We start from the raw sequence: 15,224 nt of genomic DNA on the forward strand, positions 1-15,224 counted from the left end.
GAACCTAAACCCAGAACAAAATGAAGAATTGGAAACTGACCTTTTTCACCATCGCTTTAATGGGAAGCTTTGTGTTTTGTCTCAATGCCCAAAACCGAAAGCCTTACATCATCGGATATGTCGCATCCTGGAAAGGGGTAGATCCTGAGAAAATTCCTGCTGAAAAATTGACCCACCTCAACTATGCTTTCGCCAATGTGGAAAATGGGGTGGTGACTTCAGGAAAGGGATTGGCTGAGCGGGATAGCCTGAATTTTATTCTTCTCCAACAACTCAAAAAAAGAAATCCGGATTTGAAGATTCTGGTTTCGATCGGAGGTTGGACTTGGTCAAAGGGATTCTCAGACGCAGTGCTCACGGAAGAAAGTCGCGAAAAGCTTACCCGTTCTGGAATTGATTTTTTAATCAAACATCAACTTGATGGGTTGGACTTTGATTGGGAATATCCCGCCTGGCCTGGGGACAACAACCCGGTTCGCCCGGAGGATCGGGAAAACTTCGTAGCCATGCTCAAAAGCTTCCGGGAAGCATTGGATTCTTTGGGTAATCTTCAGGACAAGCATTATCTGAGTACGATTGCCTCGGGAGGATTCAGGCAATACCTTGAAGTCAATGATCTTCGGACTGCTCAGCAATACCTGGATTTTATCAATATCATGGCTTATGATCTTTTTGGCGCCGGAGATCGCATCACCGGTCATCATGCCAACCTTTTCAATGGAGAAGAGCATTTGGTTCCTGAAAAGAAAAAGGGGAGGTCGGCCGATTCGGCGGTATTGGAGCATATTGAGTTTGGAGTGCCGGCAGAAAAAATCGTGTTGGGAGTGCCTTTTTATGGCAAGCGTTGGAAAAATGTTGAGGCAGGAGAGACCTTGGGAAGGTATCAGTCGGGGGAATTTGACAAATCCATGCCCTATGCACAGATCAAGGAGCTTCTAAAGGATGACTCGTATCAAAGGCATTGGGACAGTCAGGCACAAAATCCCTTTCTTTTTGCCCCAACAGCCAACTATTGGGTCACTTATGAAGACGAACAATCCATGGCCGTCAAGATGAACTATATCCTGAAAAAAGGATTGGCAGGAGCGATGTTTTGGGAATTGTCCGAGGACCCGGAAGGGACCCTTTTGGAAACGATGTTTCAAGCATTAAATCCTCAGAATGGGTCTAAATGATTCTTCGCCTTTCCGGATAGGGATTGACATAGGCGGTACCCATATTTCCGCGGCAAAAGTGGGTACTGTGGACCGTCGATTTTTGATACAGGATCTGTATCAACAGGAAGTGGACACCGGACTTAATGCCGAATCCATTATTTCCTCCTGGACACAAGCCATCTCAAAGGTTTCGGAAGGAAGGAGGGATGTACAGTTTGGAATCAGTATGCCCGGACCATTTGATTATGACCATGGGGTGTCGAGGATTCAGGTTCAGGGAAAAATGAAAGCCTTGTATGGCTTATCGGTGAAAGACCTGTTGGCAGAACAGCTACAAGTGTCTACTGGGCAAATAAAATTTATCAATGATGCCGAAGCCTTTTTGACAGGAGAAAGCCTGGCAGGGAGCGGCATGGGTCTGGACCATCTCATTGGAATTACTTTGGGTACCGGATTGGGGTCGGCCATCAAAGTACTGGATGTGACCAAAGATGCCAAGCTTTGGACGGCCCCCTTTCGGAATGGAATTGCCGAAGATTATTTGGGTACCAGATGGTTTGTAAACAAAGCATTTGCAGGATATGGAGTCCAAATCGCAGGAGTCAAAGACTTGCTGGATTCTTCGTTTGATCCGGGCATAGCTCAGCATTTATTTGAGGAATTTGGGCGAACCTTGGGAGAATTTTTAATTCCTTACCTGGTCAGGCTTCAGATCCAAAAAGTAATTCTGGGAGGGAAAATTTCCCAATCGGCCCCTAGGTTTGTACCCGCTACACTCGAATACTTAAGGGAATTTGGTGTCCAAGTTCCGATAGAAGTTTCTCATTTGGGTGAAAATGCGGCTCTCATTGGCGCAATTTCTCCATTTTTAAACCACTGAAATACGACAACTATGAAAAAAACAGCCGCAATTCTGGTCTTTTTACTCTATATCCTCCAAATCCCGGTTCAAGGTCAAGACCGAGTAGACTTGATCATCGTGGGAGGTGGGGCCAGTGGAACAGCTGCTGGCATAGCGGCAGGGAGGATGGGAACCAAAACTGTTATTTTGGAGCCCACTTCCTGGTTGGGAGGGATGCTGACTTCCGCCGGGGTTTCGGCGATCGATGGGAATCATCGCTTGCCTTCAGGCATTTGGGGAGAGTTTCGAAAAGAGTTGGAAGCTTATTATGGAGGTCCTGAAAAGTTGTCCACGGGCTGGGTATCCAATACGCTCTTTGAACCTCGGATAGGAAATGAGATCCTACAAAAAATGGCGGCTACCGTTCCTGATTTGACGGTCAGATTTGAAAGTCAATGGACCTCAGCTAATTATACTGAAGGGCTTTGGACTGTGGTGTTCAGGCAAAATGGACAATTGTATCGGATTCAAGCACCCCTATTGATCGATGCCACTGAACTGGGAGATGTGGCAGCTGCACAAGGGTTGCCTTATCGATTGGGGATGGATGCCCGGGCCGAAATCGGGGAGGAATTTGCTCCTGAACAAGGTAATGACATCGTGCAGGACCTGACCTATGTGGCTACCTTACAGGATTATGGACAGGGGGTAGATAGGACCATTCCTCGGCCGGCTGATTACGATCCTGCCGAGTTTGCTTGCGCCTGTGCCCATGCCGATCCTACGACCGACCATGATCCAACCTTGGATTGTGGAAAAATGATGGACTATGGCAAGCTTCCCAACGGAAAATACATGATCAACTGGCCCAATTGTGGCAATGACCACTATGTCAATCTGGTGGAGCTTAGTCCGGAGGAACGGGAAAAGGAGTTGGAAAAAGCCAAACAAACCACGCTGAGATTTGTGTATTACATTCAGCATGAGCTGGGCTTCAGGCACCTGGGTTTGGCAGAAGATGAGTATCCTTCCGATGACCATCTTCCCATGATTCCTTACCACCGGGAATCCAGAAGGTATAGAGGATTGGTGGATTTTACACTTCCCTTTGTGCGCTCGCCATATGCTGCCCCAAGCTCATTGTATCGCACCGGTGTGGCGGTTGGGGATTACACCATCGATCATCATCATAAAAAGAAACCGGATGCACCGGCCATTGATTTTATTAAAATCCGGGTGCCTTCCTATAATGTGCCTCTGGGTGCACTTATTCCTAAAGAGCATCCAGCCCTAATCTTGGCTGAGAAAAGTATTTCCGTATCCAATATCGTGAATGGGGCCACAAGATTGCAGCCGGTTGTCCTGGGGATAGGGCATGCAGCCGGAGTGTTGGCGACAGAAGCGTTGAAGCAAAAGAAACCCCTTTCAGAAGTTTCTATCCGTTCGGTGCAGCAGGCTTTGCTTGACCAAAAGGCCTATATCATGCCTTTTATAGATATGACTCCTTCTGATCCATACTTCCAGTCCATGCAAAAAGCAGGAGCCTTGGGGGTATTCAAAGGAGAGGGCGTACCATATCTATGGGCCAATCAAACCTGGTTTTATCCCGAACGACTGGCTACAGAATTTGAAACAGTGGATGGACTTAGGCCATTTTATCCGGAGCTCAGGGATTTTTGGGGGGCTTCCGGAGACTATCTTCGGGGAGAAAGATTGATCCTGATTTTACAGCGCATTCGTCCCGATCTGATTGAGGAAACAATCCTCAATGAGTGGAAAACAGCCGGTCTTTCGGGGCAATTTAGCGCAGCCAGAACTCTGACCAGAAAAGAGACCGCTGTTCTTTTGGATAGAATTCTGAATATTTTTCAAAAAGAAGTGGACTGGAGCGGGTATTGGATAGAGCCTAGAGATTAGAGCCAAGATGCAATTGACTTGGGGTAATTTGCAGCCTTGAAACTCCTTCTTGGTTCTTGATTTAACCAAAGGCTTACAGTAATTCTATTTCTGTCCGCATATTGCTATTGAATGTCTGCAAATTGGGTGGGAAAAAGAAAAACCGAGGATGACTTTAAGCCGGCTGTTTACCTGCTCAAAACTCAGCCCAACAATCATTTTGGCTTCAAAAATGCTCAATTCAAAGAAAATTTATGGTTTTTCCCGTATGTTTGTCGGGTTTTTGATCCTTTTCACTAGCTATAAATAATGAAAAATCTTTTAAAAGGAGGACTATGGATCCTGTTGTGTGGTGTGGTGTTCTCCTGTGTGTCCAATGAAAAAATCATCTATCTTCAAAATATTGAAGGCAAAGAGCAGATTCCTGAGGGCCAACTGATTTCTTACGAAATCCCCGAATACAAACTACAATACAACGACATCATTGATGTCAATGTGCAGACGGTGGATGACCTTCTTAAGAATGGCTTCAACACAGCCGATGAAAACAATGCCATGCGGATGCAAATGGCGCAGGGAGGTGGAGATATTTACTACATGACGGGCTACACCGTGGACAAAAACGGAAATATTCGGCTCCCCATCGTAGGTGAAGTTAAAGTTCAGGATAAAACCATCGAAGAAGCAAGAATTGAAATCGAGCGTAGACTGAAAGAGTACGTCGTGACCGAAGTTTATGTAAAGGTGAAACTCGGAGGAATCCGATATTCAGCTTTGGGGGAATTTCGCAGACCCGGAAAGTTTGTGGTGCTTCAGGACAGAATGACCATTTTCGAAGCCATTGCCAATGCCGGTGATCTGTCCAATATTGCCAAGCGAGATGAAATTTTATTGATACGACAATACCCGGAGGGGACCAAGCTTCACCGCATCAATTTGAATGACCGTCAGGTGATCAACTCGTCTTTTTATTTCATTCAGCCCAATGATCAGCTCTATGCAGAGCCCATGAAAGTAAGAGAAGTTGGTGCCGGTGAAAATGCCGCTCAGTCCTTGCTTCTTTTTACTTCAGTGCTGACCTCACTTTTGCTTATTGTTAATTTGTTTACCAGGTAAGATGAATCCCAATATTCCTTCAACCCCTTCTTCAGCCCCCAATCCCTTTTTGATCCAGCAGGAGGATGAGATTGACTTGAAAGTCATTCTTTTCAATTACCTCCAATACTGGCCATGGATTATTCTTTTTGCATTCTTTGGAGTCCTGTCTGCTTTTTTGTTCAACCGATTCGCCACACCCATTTACAAGGTGGAGTCCACGGTCATTGTCAAAGACGAAAACACTTCCCTTGGTGCGGACCTTTTTGCCTCTGCGGGCTTGGCCGGTCTTCAGGGCAAAAGCAATATCGAAAATGAAATTGGCATCCTAAGGTCTTATACCCTGGCGTATTCGACACTCAGCCAGTTGGAAATGAATGTGCAGTACTTCCGGGAGGGGGTATTTTCGAATCAACAGATTTACGGCAATGTTCCTGTATTCATAAAAGCTGACTGGACTAAAGATCAGGCAGTCGGCGGGTTGTTTCGATTGGAAGTGATCGATGAGAATAGGTTTGAATTGGAAGTTGAAGACGATAATTTCCAGCTGTTTAACCCTCAAGATCCAAACTACAAATCCAAGCTGGAAACACTGGAATTGAACTCAAGTGTTTTTGAATTTGGTAAACCGGTTTCTTCCGACTTTTTTCATTTTACCGTTGAAAAAGTCTCTGCTTTGCCCGGGGAAACGCTATTTTTCAGATTGATGGATACGCCTTCTCTGGCATTGAAGCTTACTCAGGATATCTCCGTAGCACCGACCAACAAACAGAGTTCCATATTGACTTTGAGCCTGGAGACTCCGGTTCGAAGATTGGGGGTAGACTACCTCAACAAACTCATGGAGACTTATTTGAAACGGGAATTGGATGATAAGAACAGGACAGCAGAGAATACCATCCGATTTATCGATCAGCAGCTGAGCGGAATTACAGATTCGCTTCGATTTTCTGAAAACAAACTCCAGCAATACCGGTCCGAGAATAAGATTTTCAACCTCTCACAGGAAGGATCGATCATATTCGAGCGCCTGCAGGAACTCGAAAAAGAGAAAAGTCTCAATGAGATCAATCTAAAATATTTACAGACGCTAAACGATTACCTAAAAAACAGTCAAACGGGAGATTTGATTGCTCCATCCATTATAGGTACCTCTGATCCGCTTCTGAATGCTTTGGTGCAAAACCTGTCGGAACTCCAGGCAGACCGAGTGAGGTTGACGGCCAATTTCTCCGAACAAACCCCTCAAGTGCGGGACATCAATGCCCGAATCCAAAGTACCTCCAAAGCCCTCCAGGAGAATGTCGGATCGGCGATGACCAACACGCAAAATCTGATTTCAAACCTGAATTCCCAGATCCGGATGATAGAACGGGACATCAACCGGCTTCCCGAGACTGAGCGAAACCTGTTGAGTTACACCCGGCAGTTTACCATCAACGAAAATATCTACATCTACTTTCTCCAAAAAAAGGCCGAGGCAGAGATCACCAAAGCTTCCAACATGCCAAGCAATATGATCTTGGATTTTGCCAAGTCCGGTCAGCTTCCGGTAGCTCCTAAAAGATCTTTGAATTTGCTGATTGGATTGATTTTAGGTTTGATTTTGCCGATTGGTTTTATTACGGTTAAGGATTTCCTGAATACCAAGATTGAAGATCCAAAGGAATTGGAAAAGCAAATCAAAGTGCCTTTGATCGGGATGATCGGCCGTAACAATTCCGGTGATGCCCTTCCCGTGTTGAACAATCCGAGATCCACCGTCACGGAGTCCTTCCGGTCTCTCCGTGCCGACCTGACCTACCTGAGTCCTCAGAAAGATAAGCTTACGCTCCTGTTTACATCTTCCATCTCCGGTGAAGGCAAAACCTTTGTTTCCATGAATGTAGCATCTGTTTTTGCCTTAATGGGAAAAAAGACCATCCTGATCGGACTTGATTTGAGAAAGCCCCGAATTGCCCAGGACTTTAACCTCGTCAATGACAAAGGAATGAGTACCTGTCTGAGCAGTTCGACTTCTTGGCAAGAAGTTGTGAAGTCTTCCGGGTATGAAAACCTCGATGTGATTCTCTCTGGACCTATTCCTCCCAATCCTGCCGAATTGTTGCTCCAGGAGAGGTTTGGAAAAATTGTAAAGGAAATCAAGGATCAATACGATGTGGTCGTATTTGACTGTCCTCCGGTAGGGTTGGTCTCCGAAACCAAGGAGTTGTTTGCTTATTCAGATGTGAATTTCTACGTGTTCAGACAAGGCTATTCCATGAAAGGAAATACACAGATTCTGAACAACCTCGTAGAAAAGGGTGGTGTCACCAAAATGTATGGAATCCTCAATGACCTGCATATTGATAAGGGCTATGGGTACGGTTATGGGTACGGATACGGCTATGGCTACGGAAGCAATTCCTATGGATACCACGATGAAGTGCAGCTTCCTTGGTGGAAAAGAGCGCTGAGGAGAAAAAGTTAAGGCCGGATTTTTCTCGGCCTTTTTTCTGATTCTTGGAATGCGGGAATTACGACTACGCCGCGTTGAGACCTGGAATTTGTTGAGAGCAAGCCCGGGCAAGGGGATTTGTAGACCTGAATTTGGTTTTTGCTTCTTTCGTGGACTGATGCTTTCCCCGTCCATTCCGATGTAGGGATCGTATTGTTTTTTAGGGAAAAGAGCTGGACTCCTTGCCTTTTTAAATTTAGGATGCTTAAAAAATACTTCCTTAAGCCCATTGGAAAAGATTTTTTCAGGCGGAATTTCTGCTGAATTCTCGCAAAGACCCGGACTCAATAATAACTTAACTTCCTTGATTACCGCCACAAAACCTGCGCTGGTCAAGCAGTAGGTGGACATTTCGATTTTTAGGTTCAAATTGATAGACTTTATGAATTGTCTATACCTGTGAAAATCCAACTTAACATTTCTACGTTATGCCACTTCTTGATCTAGATTCTTTTCCGACTTTGGAAACCAATCCCAAAATTTCTGCTAAGCTTCAAATTTTCAGAGAACTACTAAGGGAATTGAAGTCAAGGAACCTCCCGGAATCTGCGTTGGACTCCTTAAATCAACCCATTAAAAATCTGAATGATTTTTTATTCCAGACTTCCCATGATCCCTCGACCATCATCAAACAAATTCAGGGAAATCAGAGAAAAATATTGAAATTTTTGGAGAAAAATCTGGGACTTACTACCAAAAACCATTACCAAAATATGTGGATGCCTTTGGGGATGTCCGCATTCGGACTTCCATTTGGAGTGGTTTTTGGCATTGCTTTAGACAACATGGCTTTTTTGGGATTGGGACTTCCGATTGGTATGGCTTTAGGAATTGCCATGGGATCAGGATTGGATCAAAAGGCTGCCAAAGAAGGGAAACAACTTCGTTTTGAACCTAAATAATTACGTCCTGATCAAAAAGTTTTTATGTATATCCGCAATCACACCATTCGCAGAATTTAAACCTTGCACTTGGAAAGGAGATATATTTTAGTTACATCAAGATCCGAAGGATTGAAACAATTAATGACCCCCGGTGTAGCCGGGGGTTAAAGTAAAAAACTGTAAAGGGAAGCCCTGAAAGGGCGGAACTTAGATGTCTCACCCTTCCAGGGCTCAAGGACAATCAAGAGCATATTTTCCCTGCACTTCGTACAGGGTCATGAATTGTTTGGCTCCTTCGGAGCCATTTCCCAGGAATTAAAAATTTTATACTGCGTTCAACTTAGAAAAGGCGGAAAAGCGGATAATCATAAAAAGTTTTTATGTATATCCGCTTTTTTACCGGTATCAACAAAAATACGGCTAATTGACTGCTAAAGGGATCAGAATCCGGAAGCTTCAGTCTTCGGTCATCGGTCTTCCAACCAGCTTAACAATGAAAATAAGGCAACTGGTGTAATTGCGGACAATCGTGAAAGTTTTTTTTCTACCCTATCGTAGTATTTGTATCTGCAAGAGAATAGTCGCAAATAAAGGGATGGAAAGAAAGAGGCATGTGTTTCTGGCGATTGGAGACCCATACCCGTGTCCATCACCTTGAGTTTGACTTGAAGCATTGATTGCTAATGCCATGGCAGAGAATTTTAATTCCAGTCCATTGACTATTTTCAAGCACTTGCGAAATTGCACCATGAAAAATCCAAACCCAAAGTGGAACCGAATCATCTATTGGACCACTACAGGCTTATTCAGCCTATTTATGATCTCTTCCGCTATTCCCAATCTCTTGCAGGCCGAAGAGTGGGTAGAGGTATTTCAAGCTTTAGGTTACCCCCTATACCTGCTTCCTTTTTTAGGAACTGCCAAGATTCTTGGAGTTATTGCTATTCTGGTTCCTGGTTTTCCCAAGCTAAAGGAATGGGCCTATGCAGGCTTTACTTTCAACCTTAGCGGGGCCATTTACAGCGGAATAGCAGCTGCAGGTTTTGATCCAAAAATGCTGGTTCTTCTGGGTCCGATTGCTTTAGGGGTGGTATCCTACCTTTACCATCGAAAACGGTCCGTATAAACCGCCTAATCGGTAGTTCCAAATAGTTTTATCATGTTGCCTTACAGGTAGCCATCGCCTCTTTTTACTTTATTTTTTCGGTTAATACTGCTCATTGGCTGTTTCTCAATCAGTCCTACTTTTTTTAAAGACGGGTGTTACCAAGATTGTTTTGAAATACCTGTTGAAGATCCGGATTACTCGATCGGCGAAGGTTAAAGACCAAGGTTTTGAAAATAGGGGAATAACGAAGCGGTGGGCGGATCGCAATCAAGGCCATAAGTTTTACATACACTTTAAAAACCTGGCCAAAAAGTTTCTAGAGAGAGAAGGGAGTTTTTGCAATTATGGACCACGGGAGTTTTATGCTGATTGCTTTGAAATTGAATAAAACCAATGGACCTGGATAAATGCTTCAATCGCTCCATATTGGTATCACCGATTTTAATCCATCAGGGATTTGATGAAACACGCTGTGAGGCGGGAAATGGTAGGTCTATTTGGAGAAAATAGGCCATTTCCGGATTTTCGGTTAGTTGATCTGTCAGGAAATACGTGCAGACTTCTTCCCTTAAAGAACAGGTTTTGGTAGTCAAGCCTTTTTTATCCCAAATCAAACCTGATGTAACCACAGGTTGATCCCGCAATAGGAAAACCCGAATTCCTATTACCTCTTTTTTGGTCTGAATACGTTAAAACGCTTGACCTAAATCGTAATTTTAGTGAAACCTTAACCATTGAAGTTTCCATGGATTATTTACAAAAAATTATTTCAGATTTTGAATTGCATTCCGTGGAAGGCATAAAGGAATGTTTTAACCATGGGGTCAATCCAAACCAGATGGTAAATGGTAAACCATTGATTTATCAACTGATAAACATGTACACCAGAGGCCCCAGGTTTAAAAGCTGCATTCGAGCATTTGTGGACCAGGGTTTAGAGTTTGAAGAGAAAATTTTACTTTCTGTTTTGCTGGATGATGCCGCCTTGCTGGAAACACAGTTGGCGGCTGATAAAAATGCTTCTACCAAAAGGTATTCACTCCAAAGTGCTTTTACGCCGCTTCATGAGGTTTCACTTCTCCATATTTGTGCAGAGTATAATCATTTGGCCTGTGCAGAAGTTCTTGTAAAACACGGAGTAGACATTGATTCAAGAGCAGGAATTGATCAGTATGGATTTGGTGGACACACGCCTGTCTTTCATACGGTCAACCAAGACGCAAACAAAAGTATTGATGTCTTGAAATTTTTGATTGCCCAAAATGCGGACTTGTCCATCACGGTAAAAGGGCTTATTTGGGGGAAGGGTTATGATTGGGAAACATTTATTCCCTCAGTAAATCCCATAAGTTATTCAATGATGGGTTTGCTCCGACAGTTCCAAAGAACTGAAAAGCAGATTTATGAGATTGTTTCCTTGTTGCTTAAATCAAACTATGGCCTAGACTATTTTCCGACCAACATTCCAAACAAATATTTGTATGGTTAACACGGAAGGAAAAAAACGGCAGCCAAGCTCCTGGGGTAAAAGGCTTGGATCAGCCTGCCGACTGGGACTGGATGAAGTAGATGGGAGTTACCAATGCCAGGTAAGGTTCGTTCGCAGTCGGACAACTCTGTCCGAAAATAAGAGCCATGGTTTGCAGAGAGTGTGATAATTAGGTGCTTAGACCATGTTTTTGTAATAGGTATGGTATTGGAGCTAGCTTTCCGGTTTTTCATTTTGACTCCCTCACCCAATGTCATCAACCATGCTCAAAAACTATTTCACCTCACTCTGGAGACATATTTCCAAAAACAAGGTTTTCACGTTCATCAATGTGGCTGGACTGGCTATCGGAATGCTGGCCTGTATGCTGATCGCCCAGTTTGTACTTCATGAGCTGAGCTACGATAGTTTTCTGGAAAAAAGCGACCGGATTTTCCGCATTAAGCTGGATCGGTACGACAAGGGTGTACTTTCTACCCAATGGGCAGCAGGGGCAGCGGGCATCGGTCCCGATCTGAAATCTAATTTTTCCGAGGTGAAGCGCTTCGCCCGACTGAGCAAGCAAGGCGCAACCTTGGCCAATGGGGATACCTATTTTCGGGAAGAGGATATGTATTTCGCCTCGGAAGATTTCTTCAAAGTGTTTTCCATCCGCCTGATTGAGGGTGTGGATTCCTTGGTATTGAAAGAGCCATTCAAGATTGTACTCTCCGAGTCCATGGCAAAAAAGTACTTCGGACAAGAAAACCCGATGGGAAAAACGCTGAAAGCCAATGGTCAGACCGAATACGAGGTCTCGGGAGTGTTCGAAGACCTGCCTGTCAATACCCACATGAAAATCGATGCGATGGGGTCTTTTGTTACGCTCGAAAAACTCTGGAACGATCCCGTTTTATCCTGGAATTGGGATGGCTTCATGACCTATATCCTGCTGGAGGATGGAGTCGATGCCCAGGCGTTCGAAGCAAAACTGCCTGATTTTGTAGAGAAAAAAATGGGTGAGGAAATGAGGAAATTCAATGCAGGAATGGTTTTTCACCTACAGCCTGTACAGGACATCCACCTGGACTCGGACTATATCATGGAATTCAAGGCTAACGGGAATCGGCAGTCGGTTTATTTTTTATCGGTGGTGGCCATACTTATCCTCGTCATTGCCTGGATCAACTACATCAACCTTTCCACAGCGAAGTCTGTGGAGCGGGCCAGGGAGGTAGGCATCCGCAAAGTCATGGGAGGATACCAATCCCAATTGGTTCAGCAATTTCTGACAGAGTCCTTGTTTCTGAATCTGATGGCTGTTCTCTTCGCTGCCGGTTTTGCCATTCTGCTGACCCCTTGGTTTAGCGGATTGACGGGCCGGGAACTGGGATATCAGCTGTTTTTGCAGCCCGTTTTTTGGCTTGTCCTGTTGGTATTGATCGTATTAGGCGCTGTGATGTCGGGGATTTATCCTGCCTTCGTGCTTTCTTCCTTTCGTCCTGTGGAGGTATTGAAAGGAAAATTCAAGAATACAGACCAAGGACTTTTGCTCCGGAAAGGGATGGTGATCGCACAGTTTATCGCATCGATTACGCTGATGGTGGGCACCTTCACGGTATTTCTTCAGCTGCGTTACATGCAAAATCAGGATTTGGGTGTAGATATCGAACAGACGCTCGTGCTGCGGTCTCCCAGCGTCACTGATTCTACCTACAAGCAAAAATACCAGGTATTCAAGCAGCGAATCGCCGACTACACCGAGGTGCTTTCGGTGACTGCTTCGACGGCAGTACCCGGTACGCAGCCCAATTGGAATGCAGGAGGAATTCGCAGACTCAGCCAGGGAGAGGACGAGCAAAACCAATACCGGGTGATCATGACTGACGGTTCATTTAATGAAAGTTTTGGTCTGGAGATGGTCACGGGCAGGGATTTTTCCGATGAGGTAAGCAATGAGTGGAAAAATGTGCTGCTCAACGAGTCTGCCAGCCGCCTGATGGGATTTTCATCTCCGGAAGAGGCTATCAATGACCGCATTTTCTTTTGGGGCGATACCTTCAATATCGTGGGTGTGATGAAAGACTACCATCAGGAATCCCTCAAAAAATCCTATGACGCATTGATCTTTCGTTACAATGACGCACCAAACGGATTTTATTCGGTTAAAGTCCAGACCTCCCAAATCCGTGAGCTGATGGCCACGCTGGAAGAGGACTGGAAAGAGGTATTCCCCGGCAACCCTTTTGAGTATTTTTTTCTGGATGAGCACTACAACCAACAGTACGAGGCTGACCAACAGTTTGGGACAATATTCGGTATCTTTTCCGCCCTGGCGATCTTTATTGCATCCCTGGGGTTGTTTGGTTTGTCCTCACTTACGGCCATTCAGCGGACCAAGGAGATTGGTATCCGAAAGGTATTGGGAGCCTCGCTTTTTGGGCTGCTTCGTCTGATCAGCAAGGATTTTATCATTCTGGTAGCCATCGCGATTCTCCTTTCCATACCGCTGTCCGTCTGGATCATGAATTCCTGGCTTCAGGATTTTGCTGCAAGAATTACCCTGAGCTGGTGGGTTTTTGCAGTTCCGAGCCTGCTCGTGATCATCATTACCATCCTGACGGTAAGCGTCCACACCATCAAGGTAGCCCTGATCAATCCGGTCAGATCGCTGAGTTATGAATAGCTGTGGAGGGTTGAAGGATCAGCATCCCTCTGTGTATGGAAGGAGACAAGGGGATGGTTTGGGTACTTTGAGGGGTAGTTTGCCAAAAAGAGGTAGATTCAACAAACCAAAATTGCCATGAGACTGATTGCCCAAGCTACCATTCAGATTCAAAAACCAGCTTCTGAAGTTTTCGAAGGAATCGTGAACCCTGAGAATATGATCAAGTATTTTATCTCAGAAAGTAACGGCAGGATGGAAACCGGAAAGAAGCTGGTTTGGAAGTTTCCCGAATTCCCGGATGAATTCCCGGTTTGGAACATCCGAACAGAGCCAGATCGACTGGTGGTTTTCTCCTGGGACGAGGAGACGGAAGTGAGGATTTCGCTGGAGCCACAAGCCGACGATAGTACAGTGGTCAAGGTCACCGAGGGCGACAAAGCGTTTAGCGACCCAAACTTAAAATGGCTGATCGGCAATACCGAAGGCTGGGCCAATTTTTTAGCCTGTTTGAAAGCCTACCTGGAATATGGAATCCAGCTCCGCAAAGGGGCTTTTGACTTCATGAAGAAGTCAACGATTTAGAGATATTCTTCTTTGCTTGGAGGTGGAGTCACAGGATAGAGTTCCTTAGGATTTTGACCAACAAGAGCACCAGAGAAATGGAGATCCTGTGAAGCGTGAATTCGGAATCCGGATCTTTAGGTTCAAAAATGAAGAAGTCATAAAAGACCCTAAAAGGGTACCGGAATACCTAAAACAATTTCCGTGTGGATTTACACCTCCCGATTCTAGGCAATCCTGCAACCTGTCCTTCTGAGTAGCGGATCGGGTGAGGAAGAAAAGCCAATTCCAAATTGGAAAGAATAGTCGGGTAGGGGAAGGTATAAAAATCATTTTTAATAATTATCCGCTTTCCCGCCTGTCCGAAGTTGAAAGCAGTATAAAATTTGTAATTCCTGGGAAAAGGCTCTGAAGTAGCCAAACAATTCATGACCTGTACGAAGTGCGGAGAAAATAAGGCCTTGATTGGCCTTGAGCCCTCAAAGGGTGAAACATCAAAGTTCCGCCCTTTCGGGGCTTCCCTTTACAGTTTTTTACTTTAACCCCCAGGCTACACCGGGGGTCATTAATTGTTCCAACCCTTCGGATCTTGATCAAACTAAAATATATCTCCTTTCCAAATGCATGGTTTAAATTCTGCGAATGGTGTGATTGCGGATATACATTTCATTTTTTAAACGATTTTAGCCTTAATCCAGGATGTAGGGATGACAGATCCCTCTCCGCCCAAATATAACTCCGAACCCGGAGGCCGGTCCCGTTAACTATCGGGATGAGGCCATTTTGATCTACTGGTATCATGGAAGATCATCCCAATGATTTTCTTTCAAACCTAAAACTCCATACCTGAATAGCCATATCAAAGGGAGGAAATAGAAAGTTATGCCAGTAAAAAATTGGTTTGGATCTTGAGAGGAGACTGGTCACCCTGAATTAATTCTGTGAAAGGAATTAACCTTGGACAGAACTTCAGGACAAGCGCTCCTCCTTTTTTCAACATCAATGTACCTAAAATCAGAAAGTGGCAAATAATAGTATCTGCATATCCG

At 44.7% G+C, this 15,224-nt stretch carries 10 protein-coding genes; all 10 read left to right on the top strand.

The features are described from left to right. Positions 1–20 precede the first annotated feature (20 nt). The 10 genes from CLV31_RS13395 to CLV31_RS13455 all read left to right on the top strand — a co-directional run bounded on the left by CLV31_RS13395 (position 21) and on the right by CLV31_RS13455 (position 14,196). Entirely contained in the window at positions 21–1,175 is a 1,155-nt protein-coding gene (locus tag CLV31_RS13395; RefSeq protein ID WP_111393405.1) for a glycoside hydrolase family 18 protein, read from the top strand. Further along, on the top strand, positions 1,162–2,037 hold the full coding sequence (locus tag CLV31_RS13400) for an ROK family protein (RefSeq protein WP_111393406.1): 876 nt from the start codon (positions 1,162–1,164) through the stop codon (positions 2,035–2,037). Before CLV31_RS13395 ends, CLV31_RS13400 begins: the two co-directional genes overlap by 14 nt. Before the next feature lie 12 nt (positions 2,038–2,049). Then, complete coding sequence (locus CLV31_RS13405; RefSeq protein WP_111393407.1) at positions 2,050–3,915, top strand: FAD-dependent oxidoreductase; 1,866 nt, start codon at positions 2,050–2,052, stop codon at positions 3,913–3,915. Positions 3,916–4,203: 288 nt separating this feature from the next. After that, positions 4,204–5,010, top strand: coding sequence for a polysaccharide biosynthesis/export family protein (locus tag CLV31_RS13410; RefSeq protein WP_111393408.1), 807 nt, complete (start codon positions 4,204–4,206; stop codon positions 5,008–5,010). Position 5,011: 1 nt separating this feature from the next. After that, the gene (locus CLV31_RS13415; protein WP_111393409.1) at positions 5,012–7,459 is read left to right on the top strand and encodes a GumC family protein; all 2,448 of its coding nucleotides are present in this window, start codon (positions 5,012–5,014) and stop codon (positions 7,457–7,459) included. Between the two features lie 455 nt (positions 7,460–7,914). Next, positions 7,915–8,388, top strand: coding sequence for a hypothetical protein (locus CLV31_RS13425; protein ID WP_111393411.1), 474 nt, complete (start codon positions 7,915–7,917; stop codon positions 8,386–8,388). A gap of 730 nt (positions 8,389–9,118) precedes the next feature. Further along, positions 9,119–9,496 carry a DoxX family protein gene (locus CLV31_RS13435; RefSeq protein WP_111393413.1) on the top strand — a complete coding sequence of 126 codons (378 nt, stop codon included), beginning with the start codon at positions 9,119–9,121 and terminating at the stop codon, positions 9,494–9,496. A gap of 727 nt (positions 9,497–10,223) precedes the next feature. After that, the gene (locus tag CLV31_RS13445) at positions 10,224–10,967 is read left to right on the top strand and encodes an ankyrin repeat domain-containing protein (RefSeq protein ID WP_111393415.1); all 744 of its coding nucleotides are present in this window, start codon (positions 10,224–10,226) and stop codon (positions 10,965–10,967) included. A 262-nt stretch (positions 10,968–11,229) separates the two neighbouring features. Next, on the top strand, positions 11,230–13,632 hold the full coding sequence (locus CLV31_RS13450) for an ABC transporter permease (protein WP_111393416.1): 2,403 nt from the start codon (positions 11,230–11,232) through the stop codon (positions 13,630–13,632). A 117-nt stretch (positions 13,633–13,749) separates the two neighbouring features. Next, positions 13,750–14,196 (top strand): SRPBCC domain-containing protein, encoded by a 447-nt coding sequence (locus CLV31_RS13455; RefSeq protein ID WP_111393417.1) that lies wholly within the window; start codon positions 13,750–13,752, stop codon positions 14,194–14,196. The last annotated feature ends 1,028 nt before the right edge of the window (positions 14,197–15,224 follow it).

It is taken from the genome of Algoriphagus aquaeductus, assembly GCF_003253485.1.
Taxonomy (GTDB): Bacteria; Bacteroidota; Bacteroidia; order Cytophagales; family Cyclobacteriaceae; genus Algoriphagus; species Algoriphagus aquaeductus.

What these genes read in the sequence shown, in the direction of transcription:
- CLV31_RS13410 (WP_111393408.1), top strand. Translation starts at nt 4,204, where the DNA reads ATGAAAAATCTTTTAAAAGGAGGACTATGGATCCTGTTGTGTGGTGTG.
- CLV31_RS13395 (WP_111393405.1), top strand. Translation starts at nt 21, where the DNA reads ATGAAGAATTGGAAACTGACCTTTTTCACCATCGCTTTAATGGGAAGC.
- CLV31_RS13405 (WP_111393407.1), top strand. Translation starts at nt 2,050, where the DNA reads ATGAAAAAAACAGCCGCAATTCTGGTCTTTTTACTCTATATCCTCCAA.
- CLV31_RS13425 (WP_111393411.1), top strand. Translation starts at nt 7,915, where the DNA reads ATGCCACTTCTTGATCTAGATTCTTTTCCGACTTTGGAAACCAATCCC.
- CLV31_RS13450 (WP_111393416.1), top strand. Translation starts at nt 11,230, where the DNA reads ATGCTCAAAAACTATTTCACCTCACTCTGGAGACATATTTCCAAAAAC.
- CLV31_RS13445 (WP_111393415.1), top strand. Translation starts at nt 10,224, where the DNA reads ATGGATTATTTACAAAAAATTATTTCAGATTTTGAATTGCATTCCGTG.
- CLV31_RS13435 (WP_111393413.1), top strand. Translation starts at nt 9,119, where the DNA reads ATGAAAAATCCAAACCCAAAGTGGAACCGAATCATCTATTGGACCACT.
- CLV31_RS13400 (WP_111393406.1), top strand. Translation starts at nt 1,162, where the DNA reads ATGGGTCTAAATGATTCTTCGCCTTTCCGGATAGGGATTGACATAGGC.
- CLV31_RS13415 (WP_111393409.1), top strand. Translation starts at nt 5,012, where the DNA reads ATGAATCCCAATATTCCTTCAACCCCTTCTTCAGCCCCCAATCCCTTT.
- CLV31_RS13455 (WP_111393417.1), top strand. Translation starts at nt 13,750, where the DNA reads ATGAGACTGATTGCCCAAGCTACCATTCAGATTCAAAAACCAGCTTCT.